This window comes from Mesorhizobium sp. M0802 (assembly GCF_040320115.1).
Lineage (GTDB): Bacteria > Pseudomonadota > Alphaproteobacteria > Rhizobiales > Rhizobiaceae > Mesorhizobium.
This window is the reverse complement of sequence record NZ_JAMYOY010000020.1, coordinates 93,627-107,806: the sequence shown is the minus strand read 5'-3', so window position 1 is coordinate 107,806 and position 14,180 is coordinate 93,627. Positions and strand designations below refer to the sequence as shown.

Below are 14,180 nucleotides of genomic sequence, written 5' to 3'. Positions count from 1 at the left end.
ACACAGAGATTGTTATCTCTGAATTATGATGACGTGGTGTTGTCGAACGTGATCCGAGGCATGCTCAGCCGAGGAGTCCGGCATTCTTCACCGCCTTGAAAACCTTTTCGTGCCAGGCGATCCGATCCGCTTCGCCATTGGCCTGCGTGGCGGAATTGGCGTTGCCGACGTTGATCGCGCGCGAGATCTTTTTGATCAGGCCGGCATCGGCAAAGGCATTGCAGCCTGACCCTTTCCATTCGGCGCAAGCTGCGAGCAGCGAAGTCTGCGGATCCTCGATCAGTTCAGGATGATTGGCGAGGTCAACCTTGGCGAGCTTGCCCTTGGCCGTGTACGCGTCGCGCCCGGTGGTCTGGAACGTGCCGCCGCCGCGGAAATTGAAGCCGTCCAACGTTCCTTTAACATTGCCCATGCGGCCGCCATAGGCCCAGTCGCCCAGGGCTTGCGGCTTGCGCAGCAGGTTGTCCCCGATCCACTGATCGGTCTTGCCCGCGGCTCGCGACCTCCATGCGTTCCGGATTGCCGCCACGGTCGTGTAGGTCAGGGATTCGCGAATGAGGGTGAAGCCACCGGTTTCCATCGCCGCTTGAGCGAAGAAATGCATCAGCCGATCATAATTGTTGCACACGCCATGATCGCCAAGTGCCTTGAGGCCCTTGTCGGAGGTAAAGGCGCCGATGTAACCGTCATAGATTGTTCGCTTGGAACCGCTTGCCGGTCTCGGCGCGAATTTCTGGAAGACCGCTGCCGGCAAACCCTTGTTCGGATCGCCCGCAACCGCTTCGAGCACGCTCTCGACACTCTCGGTCGACAGCACCGGTTCGCCTTCGACGACCACCGAAGCATTGGGAATTCGCTTGCCGTTGCTTTTCGGGAAGCCACCGCCGGCAAAGGTTTTCAGATCGTCAATGAGGGCGATTACGCGTGTCCGGCTCTCCGTGAAATCCATGTCGGAAAGCGGACCGCTCACCTTCTTCGTTGGGTTGATGCATCCGACGCTGGACAGGAAATTGACGCCCGGATGGATCAGGATTTCGGTGCGCTTGTTGGTCTTCAGCAGTTCGAGTCCAGGTTTGGGTGGCGTCTTGGCGCCAGTGTAGCCGATGGTCACATATTTGCCTCCGGCCTGTGTCGCCAGTGGATAGGTTCCGGGCTCGATGCGCCTGCCATTGTCTTCTTTGGAATTGTCGCCAGGGCCGCGAGATTCACACACGAACCCCGATAGACCCGTTACTGCCGTGCCGTTGTGGAAGACTTTATAGGTACCGACCGTCCTGCGTCTGGTGCCCCTCATATGCTCGACTCTGCGGCTAATAAGAAGTTCCCAGCCAGTACCTGAAATCGCTGCCATTGCCACCTCCCCAAAGAGTTCAAGTTTGTTGATTTCACTGTCGTCGTCAAATAGTCCGCGTTGTAGATGTGACCCTAACATCTTCGAATTCTCTGCATTGTGAAGTTTGTCACGTTGGCGGTAGCCTCTTTTGAAGCATCGGCTGGAGTTTGTGTGCCGTCTGGTATTTCGTGACAAAGGCATTGCCGCGATAAAAGGGGGAGGGGCATCCGCCCCATGGGCGTAGACATATGAGGTCAGGTAGGGGTTGTTGTTTGCGTCAGATGGCGTCGCCCATGGCCCCTGGGCCTGGCCGCATGGGGCGATCGTCGCTATTATTTCATGCCATTCCTGATTGCCTTTTGCGGCACTTTGGCTAAGAGGGGCGCGACGCTTTCAATCGATCAATCGGGGACATCGCAATGACCGCCATCATCGACATTGTCGGGCGTGAAATCCTGGACAGCCGTGGAAATCCGACCGTCGAGGTCGACGTCGTTCTCGAAGACGGCTCGATGGGCCGCGCCGCGGTGCCGTCCGGCGCGTCGACCGGCGCGCATGAGGCCGTCGAACTGCGCGACGGTGGCGCCCGCTATCTCGGCAAGGGCGTGCTCAAGGCGGTCGAGGCCGTCAATGGCGAGCTGTTCGAGGCGATCGGCGGCATGGAAGCCGAAAACCAGATCCACATCGACCAGACCATGATCGAGCTCGACGGCACGCCCAACAAGAGCCGGCTCGGCGCCAACGCCATTCTCGGCGTTTCGCTGGCGGTCGCCAAGGCAGCAGCGGAAGCCGCCGGCCTGCCACTCTACCGCTATGTCGGCGGCACCAAGGCGCATTTACTGCCGGTGCCCATGATGAACATCATCAATGGCGGAGCGCATGCCGACAATCCGATCGATTTCCAGGAATTCATGATCCTGCCGGTCGGCGCGCCGACTTTGCGCGAAGGCGTGCGCTGGGGCTCGGAAATCTTCCACACGCTGCGCAAGAAGCTCAAGGATGCCGGCCACAACACCAATGTCGGCGACGAAGGCGGCTTCGCGCCCAATCTGAAGAGTGCGCCGGTGGCGCTCGATTTCATCATGGAATCAATCGAGAAGGCCGGCTTCAAGCCGGGCGAAGAGATCGCGCTCGGTCTCGACTGTGCGGCGACCGAATTCTTCAAGGACGGCAATTACGTCTATGAGGGCGAGAAGAAGACCCGCGATCCGAAGGCGCAGGCCAAGTACCTGGCCAAGCTCGCCGCCGACTATCCGATCATCTCGATCGAGGACGGCCTGGCCGAGGACGACTGGGAGGGCTGGAAGTACCTGACCGATTTGATCGGCAACAAGACGCAGCTGGTTGGCGACGACCTCTTCGTCACCAACACGGCGCGGCTGCGCGACGGCATCCGCATGGGTGTCGCCAATTCGATCCTGGTCAAGGTCAACCAGATCGGCTCGCTTACCGAAACGCTCGACGCTGTCGAGACCGCGCATAAGGCAGGCTACACCGCAGTCATGTCGCACCGTTCGGGCGAAACCGAGGATTCGACCATCGCCGACCTCGCCGTCGCCACCAATTGCGGGCAGATCAAGACCGGTTCGCTGTCGCGCTCGGATCGCATGGCCAAGTACAACCAGCTGATCCGCATCGAGGAAGAGCTCGGCAAGCAGGCGCGCTACGCTGGCAAGTCGGTGGTCAAAGCCTAAATTCTGCCGAACTGGCGAAAACGATGGAAGGGCGGGATTTTCCCGCCCTTTTTCGTTGCGGCCGCTGGCTAATGCACCTGTCCGTAACCGTCCATTAAGCACAATCGAGCGACAAATGGCGGTCAAAGGATTGCGACCATGTGGACACGCCAACACAAGCAGAGAAACACCGGCCGGCTGATCATCCCGTCGCTTTGCGTGGCGTTCCTGGCCTATTTCGGCTTCCATGCCTATCATGGCGAGTTCGGCATCAATTCCAAATATCAGCTCGAAGCGCAGACCATCGAATTGCAGGCCAAGTACGATGCCATCAAGGCGCGCCGGATCGATCTGGAGCGACGCGTCCAGCTGATGCATGAGGGCACGCTTGAAAAGGATATGCTCGACGAGCAGGCACGCCGGGCGCTCAATCTGTCCCAGCCCGATGAAATCACCATCATGCTGCCGGCCAATTCGAAATAACCTAATTTCGGTTAATCGCTTTTATTTCCAATGATTCTAGACGTTTAGATGCATGCCAGCCATGCGTTTTTCTGCATGGCGAAACGCGGTCTCGCATGTTAGCTTCCTTCCAATCGGTGGGGAGGAGCTGATCCTCCCCGGAGCAGACATGGTCTGCTTTAGTGTCCGCAAAGAGACGCCAACAGGGAGTGATGCATGGCCACCGCCGCCAAAAAAGCGCCTGCCAAATCCGTTAAATCGACATCCGCCAAATCAACCGGGCTTTCCGCCCCCAAGCCGGCCGACTTCACCAAGGACGAGGAGCTTGCCGCCTACCGGCACATGCTGCTTATCCGCCGCTTCGAGGAAAAGGCCGGCCAGCTCTACGGCATGGGCTTTATCGGCGGCTTCTGCCACCTCTATATCGGCCAGGAAGCGGTCGTCACCGGCATGAAGATGTCGCTGATCAACGGCGACCAGATGATCACCGCCTATCGCGACCATGGCCACATGCTGGCGATGGAACTGTCACCGCGGGGCGTCATGGCAGAGCTGACCGGACGCCGTGGCGGCCTGTCGAGGGGCAAGGGCGGCTCCATGCACATGTTCTCCAAGGAGAAGCATTTTTACGGCGGCCACGGCATTGTCGGCGCGCAGGTCTCGCTCGGCACCGGTCTCGCCTTCGCCAACCGCTACCGCGACAACAACAATGTGTCGCTGACCTATTTCGGCGATGGCGCTGCCAATCAGGGTCAGGTCTATGAAAGCTTCAACATGGCCTCGCTGTGGAAGCTGCCGGTGATCTACATCATCGAGAACAACCGCTACGCCATGGGCACTTCGGTGTCGCGCTCGTCGGCCGAAACCAATTTTTCGCATCGCGGCGCCTCGTTCAAGATTCCCGGCATCCAGGTCGACGGCATGGATGTGCGTGCGGTCAAATCCGCCGGCGATCAGGCGACCGAATGGTGCCGTGCCGGCAACGGTCCGATCATCCTCGAGATGCAGACCTATCGCTATCGCGGTCACTCGATGTCGGATCCCGCGAAATACCGCTCCAAGGAAGAAGTGCAGAAGATGCGCTCGGATCATGATCCGATCGAGCAGGTCAAGGCGCGGCTGACGGCCAAGAAGTGGGCGACCGAGGACGAACTCAAGAACATCGACAAGGAAGTCCGCGACATCGTCGCCGACGCCGCCGAATTTGCCCAGCACGACGCAGAGCCGGATCCGTCCGAGCTCTGGACCGACATCGTATTGTAACGGGAGGGCAAGGACATGCCGATCGAAATTCTCATGCCCGCTCTCTCGCCGACCATGGAAGAGGGCAATCTTTCCAAATGGTTGAAGAACGAGGGCGACAAGGTCGTCGCCGGTGATGTCATCGCCGAGATCGAAACCGACAAGGCGACGATGGAAGTCGAAGCCGTCGATGAAGGCACGATCGGCAAGATCGTGGTTCCCGCCGGCACCGAAGGCGTCAAGGTCAATGCGGTGATCGCCGTGTTGCTGCAGGACGGTGAAAGTGCAGGCGATGTCGAAAAGAGCGGCAAGCCTGCGTCCACCCAGGATGCCGTTTCCGCTGGCGGTCAGCGGACCGATGCAGCCGAGGAAGGTTCAAAAGCGGCTCCCCAGGATGCCGGCGAGGCTCCGAAGGCAGTTCCCGCCGCTCCGGCGGCCAAACCTGCGGCCGATCCCGATATTCCCGCCGGCACCGAGATGGTCTCGACCACGGTGCGCGAGGCCTTGCGCGATGCCATGGCCGAGGAAATGCGCCGCGACGGCGATGTCTTCGTCATGGGCGAGGAGGTCGCGGAATACCAGGGCGCCTACAAGATCACGCAAGGCCTGCTGCAGGAATTCGGGCCGCGCCGCGTGGTCGACACGCCGATCACCGAGCATGGCTTTGCCGGCGTCGGCGTCGGTGCGGCGATGGCGGGCCTGAAGCCGATCGTCGAATTCATGACCTTCAACTTCGCCATGCAGGCGATCGACCAGATCATCAACTCCGCCGCCAAGACGCTCTATATGTCGGGCGGCCAGATGGGCGCACCGATCGTGTTCCGCGGACCGAACGGGGCTGCCGCCCGCGTCGGCGCCCAGCATTCGCAGTGCTATGCCGCCTGGTACAGCCATATTCCCGGGCTAAAGGTGGTGATGCCGTATACGGCGGCCGACGCCAAGGGCCTGCTCAAGGCAGCGATCCGCGATCCGAACCCGGTCATCTTCCTCGAAAACGAAATCCTCTACGGCCAGTCCTTCGACGTGCCGAAGCTTGACGATTTCGTGCTGCCGATCGGCAAGGCGCGCATTCACAAGCAGGGCAAGGACGTCACCATCGTCTCGTTCGGCATCGGCATGACCTATGCCATCAAGGCGGAAGCCGAGCTGCGCGGCATGGGCATCGATGCCGAGATCATCGATCTCAGGACCATCCGCCCGCTCGACCTCGACACCGTCATTGCCTCCGTAAAAAAGACCAACCGCCTGATCGTGGTGGAAGAAGGTTTCCCGCAAAGCTCGGTCGGCGACCACATCGCCAATCAGGTGTCGCAGCGCGCCTTCGACTTTCTCGACGCGCCGGTCATCACCATCGCCGGCAAGGACGTGCCGATGCCCTATGCGGCGAACCTCGAAAAGCTGGCCTTGCCCAATGTCGGCGAGGTCATCGAGGCGGTCAAAGCCGTCACGTATCGCTGACGGTCTTTCTTGCGGGGGAGGCAGAAATGGCGACGATGGCAGATGTGAGGAGAATAGCTTGGTCTCTATTTTGGCGGAGCTTCCTGTCTAGTATCGCTTGTGGATTTGTTGCTGGCGCGATTGTTGGGTTCGTCATTGGGTTCATTGGCGGTTTTTTTGGACTTCGCCATGAGGCAATTCAGGTACTGAGCTCTGTTGGGGGAGCATGCCTTGGGCTTGTAGCATCATTCCTTTGTTTGAATTTCTTCTTGGCCCGATCGATTGGCAAGGAATTCAAAGGCAAACGTCTAGAACTTGCCGTGGTTAGCCCGGCTGGCTTGCAGGGAGAGTAACTATGCCAATCAACATCACCATGCCGGCACTCTCGCCCACGATGGAAGAGGGCAATCTTTCCAAGTGGCTGGTCAAGGAGGGCGACAGGGTTTCGCCGGGCGACGTGATTGCCGAGATCGAGACCGACAAGGCGACGATGGAAGTCGAAGCGGTCGATGAGGGCACCGTCGCCAAGCTGGTCGTTCCGGCCGGCACTGAAGGCGTCAAGGTCAATGCTCTGATCGCCATTCTGGCTGGCGAAGGCGAGGATGCAGGGGCGGCGGCAAAGGGCGGCGGCGATGCCGCGCCCGCGAAAGCCGATGCCAAACAGGATAAGGCGTCAATCTCCCCACCCGTGGGGGAAATGTCGACGAAGTCGACAGAGGGGGGCGCTGCCCCGCCGACCTCTCAGTCTGTCGCGCCCCCCTCTGGCCTGCCGGCCATCTCCCCCACAAAGGGGGAGATCAGCCAATCGTCAGGCGAGCGCACCCTCGCCTCGCCGCTAGCTCGCCGCATCGCCAAGGACGCCGGCGTCGATGTGTCCGCCGTGAGTGGCACCGGCCCGCATGGCCGTGTCGTCAAGGCCGATGTCGAGGCGGCGATTGCCGGCGGTGGCGCCAAGGCTGCACCGGCCGCGAAAGCCGCACCTGCCGGCGCTCCGGCACCTGCGGCTCCGGCTGCGGCACCCAAGGCGATGTCGGACGAACAGGTGCTGAAGCTGTTTGCCGAAGGATCCTACGAGCTCGTCCCGCACGACAATATGCGCAAGACCATTGCGCGCCGCCTGGTCGAGGCCAAGACAACCATCCCGCATTTCTACCTGACGCTCGACTGCGAGCTCGATGCCCTGCTGGCGCTGCGCACACAGATCAATGCGGCGGCTCCGATGAAGAAGACCGACAAGGGCGAAGTGCCCGTCTACAAGCTGTCGGTCAACGACATGGTGATCAAGGCGATGGCGATGGCGCTGATGGCGGTGCCGGATGCCAATGCATCGTGGACCGAAAGCGCCATGGCCAAGCACAAGCACGCCGATGTCGGCGTTGCCGTGTCGATCCCCGGCGGCCTGATCACACCGATCATCCGCCACGCCGACGAAAAGACGCTGTCCACTATCTCCAACGAGATGAAGGATCTGGCGAGCCGTGCGCGCAGCCGCAAGCTGAAGCCTGAGGAATATCAAGGCGGCACGACGGCGGTTTCCAATCTCGGCATGTTCGGCATCAAGGACTTTGCCGCCGTCATCAACCCGCCGCATGCGACGATCCTGGCCGTGGGTGCGGGCGAGCAGCGGCCGGTGGTCAAGAATGGCGAGATCAAAATCGCCAACGTCATGTCGGTGACGCTGTCGACCGATCACCGCGCCGTCGACGGAGCGCTCGGCGCCGAACTTCTGGTCGCCTTCAAGCGCATGATCGAAAATCCGATGGGCATGCTGGTCTAGGAAGGAAAAAGGCTGTGCGGAAATTCGTCACCAGCCTTTTCGCCCTGATCCTTTCCGGCCTGGCCGGCGGGCTGGTGGCGCTGTGGCTGGCAATCGTCACCAATGCGAATTCCGAATACATCCTGGTCTTCATGGTTTCGGCGCTGGTCACCATCGTTGCGACGGTGGCGTTTTTCATCGCGCAGTTCGTGCCAAACCCGCAAAGGGCGATAAACCTGACGGGGCTTGTTGGGATTGCGTTGTTCGTGCTGGCCGGGATCGGGCTGATTGCCTGGACCTTCTCTCAGCCGCCGGGCAAGGCCCAGTGGTCGGGCGATCTCCCCGTTGTCGCCGGTCTGATTTTGCCAAGCATCGCCACGGTTATCGTGCAGTGGCTGCTCGTGGGATGGCGCGTACGGCGCGGGCTTAGGGCGGAGGCGGGTGCGGGTGCATGAAGACGATCCTCTGCTACGGCGATTCCCTGACCTGGGGCTATGACGCGGCGAGCCTCGGGCGCCATGCGCTGGAAGATCGCTGGCCGAGCGTGCTCAAGGCGGCGTTGGGCGACGATGATATCGAAGTCATTGCCGAAGGTCTGAACGGCCGCACCACGGCTTTCGACGATCACCTGGCTGGTGCCGACCGCAATGGCGCCAAGGTGCTGCCGACGATCCTGACCAGCCATGCGCCGCTCGACCTGATCATCGTCATGCTCGGCGCCAACGACATGAAGCCCTGGATCCACGGCAATCCGGTCGCGGCCAAGCAGGGGGTGCAGCGGCTGATCGACATCGTGCGCGGCCACGATTATCCGTTCGACTGGGCCGCGCCGCAAATCCTGATCGTCGCGCCACCAGCGGTCAGCCGCACCGACAATGCCGAATTCAAGGAAATGTTTGCCGGCGGCGACGAGGCCTCGAAGCGGCTGGCGCCGCAATATTCCGCGCTCGCCGACGAGGCCGGCTGCGGCTTTTTCGATGCCGGCACGGTGGCCGAGACCACACCGATCGACGGCGTCCATCTCGATGCCGAAAACACGCGAAATATCGGCCAGGCGCTGGCGCCATTGGTGCGCGTGATGCTGGAACTCTAGAGAAAAATCAGGGAGAAACCCCGTGGCTGAATCCTACGACGTGATCATCATCGGCTCAGGCCCCGGCGGCTATGTCACGGCGGTGCGCTCCGCCCAGCTCGGCTTCAAGACTGCCATCGTCGAGCGCGAGCATCTCGGCGGCATCTGCCTCAACTGGGGCTGCATCCCGACCAAGGCGCTGCTGCGCTCGGCCGAGATCATGCACTATTCCGATCATCTGAAGGACTACGGCCTGAAGCTCGAAGGCGGCAAGGTCAGCGCCGACACGGCCGCTGTCGTCGACCGCTCGCGCAAAGTGTCGTTGAGGCTCAATGGCGGCGTCGCCTTCCTGATGAAGAAGAACAAGGTCGACGTTATCTGGGGCGAGGCCAAGCTCTCCAAGCCGGGTGAAATCGTCGTCTCCAAGACGGCCAAGAAACCGATGGAGCCGCAGCCGCCGGTGCCCAAGGGCGTCAAGGGCGAGGGCACCTATACCGCCAAGCACATCATTCTGGCCACCGGCGCCCGGCCGCGCGCGCTGCCCGGCATCGAGCCGGACGGCAAACTGATCTGGACCTATTTCGAGGCGATGGTGCCGAAGGAGATGCCGAAGTCGCTGCTGGTTATGGGTTCGGGCGCCATCGGCATCGAGTTCGCCTCCTTCTATCGCACCATGGGCGCCGAGGTGACGGTGGTCGAGCTTTTGCCGGCGGTGATGCCGGTCGAGGATGCCGAGGTCTCGAAATTCGCGCAGAAGCAGTTCGAGAAGCAGGGCATGAAAATCATCCTCGAGGCCAAGGTGACCAAGGTCGAGAAGGGTGCCAACTCGATCACTGCCCACGTCGAGATGAAAGACGGCAAGGTCGAGAAGATCACCGCCGACCGCATGATCTCGGCCGTCGGCGTGCAGGGCAACATCGAGAATCTCGGCCTCGAGACGCTCGGCGTGAAGACCGATCGCGGCTGCGTCGTCATTGACGGCTATGGCAAGACCAACGTTCCCGGCATCTACGCTATCGGCGATGTCGCCGGACCGCCTATGCTTGCCCACAAGGCCGAGCATGAAGGCGTGGTGTGTATCGAAAAGATCGCCAATTTCCCCGGCGTGCATGCGACAGACAAGCTGAAGATCCCGGGCTGCACCTATTGCAACCCCCAGGTCGCATCGGTCGGGCTCACCGAAGCCAAGGCCAAGGCCGAAGGCAAGGACATTCGTGTCGGCCGCTTCCAGTTCGGCGCCAACGGCAAGGCGATCGCGCTTGGCGAGGACCAGGGCTTCATCAAGACCATCTTCGACAAGAAGACCGGCCAGCTGCTCGGCGCGCATATGGTCGGCGCCGAGGTGACGGAGCTGATCCAGGGCTTCGTCGTGGCGATGAACCTGGAGACCACCGAGGAAGAACTGATGCACACCATCTTCCCGCATCCGACGCTGTCGGAGATGATGAAGGAAAGCGTGCTCGATGCCTATGGCCGTGCGCTCAACGCGTGATAAATTGCTGCCGCGAGACTCAGACGCATGCGCCGGAGGAACCTTACGGCAAGACAGTTCGTTTCCGGATGCATTTTCACCTGACACTGGAGGAGTTGGCATATGGACGTGAATGGCGTGGGCTGGATTGCGGCCATCATCATCGGCGGTTTGGCCGGGTGGCTGGCCGAGATGGTCATGAAGAGCAATACCGGCGTCTTGATGAACATCATTATGGGCATTGTCGGCGCGGTGGTGCTGAACGCAATTCTCAGGGCGCTCAACATCGAACCCTTCGGAGTCGGCTGGCTCGCCTACCTGATCACCGGCTTCATCGGCGCCTGCCTGCTGATTTTTGCCGGGCGGCTGATACGCCGCTAGACTACCGCTATGCGAAAAAGGCTGTGGCGGCATGCGCCGCCGCGGCCTTTTTCTTTGCACCGAAAAGTCCTAGATGACGTCAGGAGGGCGAATGCCGACGGGCAGACGCCAACAAGTCAGGTTTGAGATGGTCACCGTCCTCGACACGATCGCCAACGCGCCGCGCCTGCGGCACCCCGAGAAGGCGCACAAGCCTGATCAGGACGTGCTGCGCAAACCCGACTGGATCCGCGTCAAGGCGCCGATGTCCAAGGGCTATGCCGAAACCCGCGAGATCGTGAAGTCGCACAAGCTGGTCACGGTGTGCGAAGAGGCCGGCTGCCCCAATATCGGCGAGTGCTGGGAAAAGAAGCACGCCACCTTCATGATCATGGGCGAGATCTGCACGCGCGCCTGCGCGTTCTGCAATGTTGCCACCGGCATTCCGACCGCGCTCGATGCCGATGAGCCGGCGCGTGTCGCGCATGCCGTAAAGCAGATGGGGCTGACCCATGTCGTCATCACCTCGGTCGACCGCGACGATCTCGCCGATGGCGGCGCGCAGCATTTCGCCGAGGTTATCCGGGCGATCCGGGCAGCGACACCTCTGACCACGATCGAAATCCTGACGCCCGATTTCCTGCGCAAGGAAGGCGCGCTGGAGATCGTCGTGGCGGCCAAGCCCGATGTCTTCAACCACAATCTCGAAACCGTGCCGTCGAACTACCTGACGGTGCGGCCGGGTGCCCGCTATTTCCACTCGATCCGGCTGTTGCAGCGGGTCAAGGAGCTCGATCCGTCGATCTTCACCAAGTCCGGCATCATGGTCGGCCTCGGCGAAGAGCGCAACGAGATCCTGCAGCTGATGGATGACCTGCGCTCGGCCAATGTCGACTTCATGACCATTGGCCAGTATCTGCAGCCGTCGAAGAAACACCACCCGGTGATCCGCTTCGTCACGCCGGAGGAGTTCAACTCCTTCGCGACGATCGGCAAGACCAAGGGTTTCCTGCTGGTGGCGTCGAGCCCGCTGACGCGCTCCTCGCATCATGCCGGTGACGATTTCGCCAGGCTGCGGGCGGCGCGTGAGGCGCAGCTCAAAAAAGCCAGTTAAATCCTGCTTCAATGCCGAAATTCGAAGCCACACGCCGCGTTGCCCACACGCCGGAGCAGATGTTTGCTCTGGTCGCCGATATCGAGACCTATCCGCAATTTCTGCCGCTTTGCGAGGCGCTGACGGTGCGCTCGCGCAAGGAGCGTGACGGCCGCACCATTCTCCTCGCCGATATGAGCATCGGCTACAAGGCGATCCGCGAGACCTTTACGACGCAGGTGCTTTTGAAGCCGGACGAGAACACAATCGATGTCAAATACATCGATGGACCGTTCAAATATCTCAGCAATATCTGGCGCTTCGAGCCGGCCGACGGCGGCGGCTGCAACGTCCGCTTCTTCATCGACTACGAGTTCAAGAGCCGCATCCTCGGCGTGGTGATGGGCACCATGTTCGATCGCGCCTTCCGCATGTTTTCCGAAGCCTTCGAAAAACGTGCGGACGTCATCTACGGAACGACGCCCATCTCATGAGTGTCGCCGAGCGCGCGCAGCCCGATCTCCAGCGCATGCTTGACCGTCTCGCGGCGGATGAAGTCGCGGCCATTGTCGGCAAACATATTGAGCTCGGCAGCCACCGGCCCACGTCTTAGGGCAACTCCGAACCAGACGAGGCCGACCGGTTTTTCCGGCGAACCGCCGCCTGGGCCGGCAATGCCGGTGACGGCAAGCGCCAGCCCGGCGCGCGAGCGCGCCAGAGCGCCCGCCGCCATCTCCAGAACCGTTTCGCGCGAGACGGCGCCATGCGCCTCGAGTGTGGCGGGCGAGACGCCGAGCATCTCCATCTTTGCTTCATCGGAATAGGTGATGAGGCCGCGATCGACGACAGCGGACGAGCCGGCAATGTCGGTCAGTGCCGAGATGATCATGCCGCCGGTGCAGCTCTCGGCCGTCGCCAGCATGATGCCGCGCTGCTGGCAGACCTGGAGCAGGGCGTTGGCAAGATCGCTGTTGTTCATGCGGGAACCTCCCCGGGGAAGACGACACTGGCTGTGGCGATGGCGGCGATGCCTTCCTCGCGGCCGACAAAGCCGAGTTTTTCGTTGGTAGTCGCCTTGATGGAGATGCGATCGCTGGAAATGCCCAGCATCGCCGACAACGCGTTGGTCATGGCCTCGCGATGCGGGCCGACGCGCGGAGCCTCGCAGATCAGCGTGATGTCGGCATTGGCGATGCGGCCGCCGCGTTCGCGCACCAACCTGGCCGCATGCTCGACGAAGATGTTCGACGCCGCGCCCTTCCATTGCGGATCGGAAGGCGGGAAATGCGTGCCGATGTCGCCGGCGCCGCAAGTGGCGAGCAGCGCATCGGTCAGCGCGTGCAGGCCGACATCGGCATCCGAATGTCCCGAAAGCTTCTTGCCGTGCGGAATGGCGACGCCGCACAGAGTGACATGGTCGCCTGCCTCGAAGGCGTGCACGTCATAGCCATTGCCGGTGCGAATGTCTGGAAAACGCTCGCCAGTAAGCCGCTGATCCGCCATCGCAATATCCCTTGCCCAGGTCAGTTTGACGTTGTCCGGCGACCCCTGAACGATTTTCACCGGAATATGCGCCCATTCGGCGATCGCGGCATCGTCGGTGAAATCCGTCTTGCCGAGATGATGGGCTTTTTCGTGCGCGGCGAGCAACGGCCAGAACGGAAAGCCTTGCGGCGTCTGCGCGGCATGAAGGCCGGCCCTTGGCACCGTCTCCTCGATCATGCCGGTGGCCGACTCGCGCTTCAGCGTATCGGCGACGGGCAAAGCGGGCAGCGCGCCCTGGCGCTCGCCAATGGCGGCGATGATACGGTCGATCAGGGCCGTGTCGACAAACGGCCGCACCGCGTCATGGACAAGGACACGGCCGGGCGTACGTTCCCTCAGCGCCAGCAGGCCGAGCCGGACCGAGGCCTGGCGCGACTCGCCACCGACCACGGCGGTAACCCGCTCGGCATATACGCCCGCTGCCTTGTCAAAAAGCGCGTGGTCATCGGCATGGATCGCGACGACGACGGGACCAATTTCGGGATGCGCCAGGAAAGTCTCCAGCGTGCGCGCGATAACGGCACGGCCGCCGATGCGCTGATATTGCTTCGGCCCGTCGGCCTGTCCGGCACGCGCGCCGCGGCCGGCTGCAACGATGACCACGCCGACCTTGTCGGTCGTCGCCTCGGCCGGTTTTTCGCTTGCGTCTGTCATGCCGAGAGGCTTAGTCGCGGCTTATGGCGAAGGCCAGCATTTTCCCAAATGCGCCGCAATGTGACGTCATTGCGCGTTGCAC

General features: G+C 61.6%; 15 protein-coding genes. 12 read left to right on the top strand and 3 right to left on the bottom strand.

All coding sequences use genetic code 11. From position 1 onward, the window contains the following. Positions 1-64 precede the first annotated feature (64 nt). Positions 65-1,528, bottom strand: a complete 1,464-nt coding sequence (locus tag NKI10_RS24890) for a glycoside hydrolase family 19 protein (RefSeq protein WP_352862184.1) — start codon at positions 1,526-1,528, stop codon at positions 65-67. A gap of 224 nt (positions 1,529-1,752) precedes the next feature. Between NKI10_RS24890 and eno the strand changes: the two genes are divergently transcribed. From eno to NKI10_RS24830, 12 genes are all read left to right on the top strand, one after another. Further along, positions 1,753-3,027, top strand: a complete 1,275-nt coding sequence (gene eno, locus NKI10_RS24885) for a phosphopyruvate hydratase (RefSeq protein ID WP_023682561.1) — start codon at positions 1,753-1,755, stop codon at positions 3,025-3,027. A gap of 138 nt (positions 3,028-3,165) precedes the next feature. Next, the gene (locus NKI10_RS24880) at positions 3,166-3,489 is read left to right on the top strand and encodes an FtsB family cell division protein (RefSeq protein WP_023682560.1); all 324 of its coding nucleotides are present in this window, start codon (positions 3,166-3,168) and stop codon (positions 3,487-3,489) included. A gap of 195 nt (positions 3,490-3,684) precedes the next feature. Next, a complete protein-coding gene (gene pdhA, locus NKI10_RS24875; protein ID WP_023682559.1) occupies positions 3,685-4,731 on the top strand; it encodes a pyruvate dehydrogenase (acetyl-transferring) E1 component subunit alpha in 1,047 nt (348 codons plus the stop codon). A gap of 15 nt (positions 4,732-4,746) precedes the next feature. Continuing rightward, positions 4,747-6,168, top strand: a complete 1,422-nt coding sequence (locus tag NKI10_RS24870) for a pyruvate dehydrogenase complex E1 component subunit beta (RefSeq protein WP_023696091.1) — start codon at positions 4,747-4,749, stop codon at positions 6,166-6,168. 26 nt (positions 6,169-6,194) lie between these two features. Beyond that, positions 6,195-6,500 (top strand): hypothetical protein, encoded by a 306-nt coding sequence (locus NKI10_RS24865; RefSeq protein ID WP_023714177.1) that lies wholly within the window; start codon positions 6,195-6,197, stop codon positions 6,498-6,500. 2 nt (positions 6,501-6,502) lie between these two features. Next, complete coding sequence (locus tag NKI10_RS24860; protein WP_352763327.1) at positions 6,503-7,924, top strand: pyruvate dehydrogenase complex dihydrolipoamide acetyltransferase; 1,422 nt, start codon at positions 6,503-6,505, stop codon at positions 7,922-7,924. A gap of 14 nt (positions 7,925-7,938) precedes the next feature. After that, positions 7,939-8,358: a hypothetical protein gene (locus NKI10_RS24855; protein ID WP_023832202.1), complete on the top strand. Its 420-nt coding sequence runs from the start codon at positions 7,939-7,941 to the stop codon at positions 8,356-8,358. Beyond that, a complete protein-coding gene (locus NKI10_RS24850; protein ID WP_023701742.1) occupies positions 8,355-8,996 on the top strand; it encodes an SGNH/GDSL hydrolase family protein in 642 nt (213 codons plus the stop codon). The genes NKI10_RS24855 and NKI10_RS24850 overlap by 4 nt, the downstream gene beginning before the upstream one ends. A gap of 22 nt (positions 8,997-9,018) precedes the next feature. Further along, on the top strand, positions 9,019-10,467 hold the full coding sequence (gene lpdA, locus NKI10_RS24845; RefSeq protein WP_023682554.1) for a dihydrolipoyl dehydrogenase: 1,449 nt from the start codon (positions 9,019-9,021) through the stop codon (positions 10,465-10,467). Between the two features lie 102 nt (positions 10,468-10,569). Beyond that, positions 10,570-10,827 (top strand): GlsB/YeaQ/YmgE family stress response membrane protein, encoded by a 258-nt coding sequence (locus NKI10_RS24840; RefSeq protein ID WP_023668920.1) that lies wholly within the window; start codon positions 10,570-10,572, stop codon positions 10,825-10,827. 127 nt (positions 10,828-10,954) lie between these two features. Next, a complete protein-coding gene (lipA, locus tag NKI10_RS24835) occupies positions 10,955-11,920 on the top strand; it encodes a lipoyl synthase (RefSeq protein ID WP_023688453.1) in 966 nt (321 codons plus the stop codon). 11 nt (positions 11,921-11,931) lie between these two features. Further along, positions 11,932-12,393 (top strand): type II toxin-antitoxin system RatA family toxin, encoded by a 462-nt coding sequence (locus NKI10_RS24830; RefSeq protein ID WP_023682552.1) that lies wholly within the window; start codon positions 11,932-11,934, stop codon positions 12,391-12,393. On the opposite strand, the gene NKI10_RS24825 is transcribed toward NKI10_RS24830, so the two are convergent. Both NKI10_RS24825 and NKI10_RS24820 read right to left on the bottom strand, forming a co-directional pair. Continuing rightward, positions 12,369-12,878, bottom strand: coding sequence for a CinA family protein (locus NKI10_RS24825; protein WP_023682551.1), 510 nt, complete (start codon positions 12,876-12,878; stop codon positions 12,369-12,371). The genes NKI10_RS24830 and NKI10_RS24825 overlap by 25 nt on opposite strands. Beyond that, entirely contained in the window at positions 12,875-14,098 is a 1,224-nt protein-coding gene (locus tag NKI10_RS24820; protein WP_352862183.1) for a bifunctional 2-C-methyl-D-erythritol 4-phosphate cytidylyltransferase/2-C-methyl-D-erythritol 2,4-cyclodiphosphate synthase, read from the bottom strand. Before NKI10_RS24820 ends, NKI10_RS24825 begins: the two co-directional genes overlap by 4 nt. Positions 14,099-14,180: the final 82 nt, after the last annotated feature.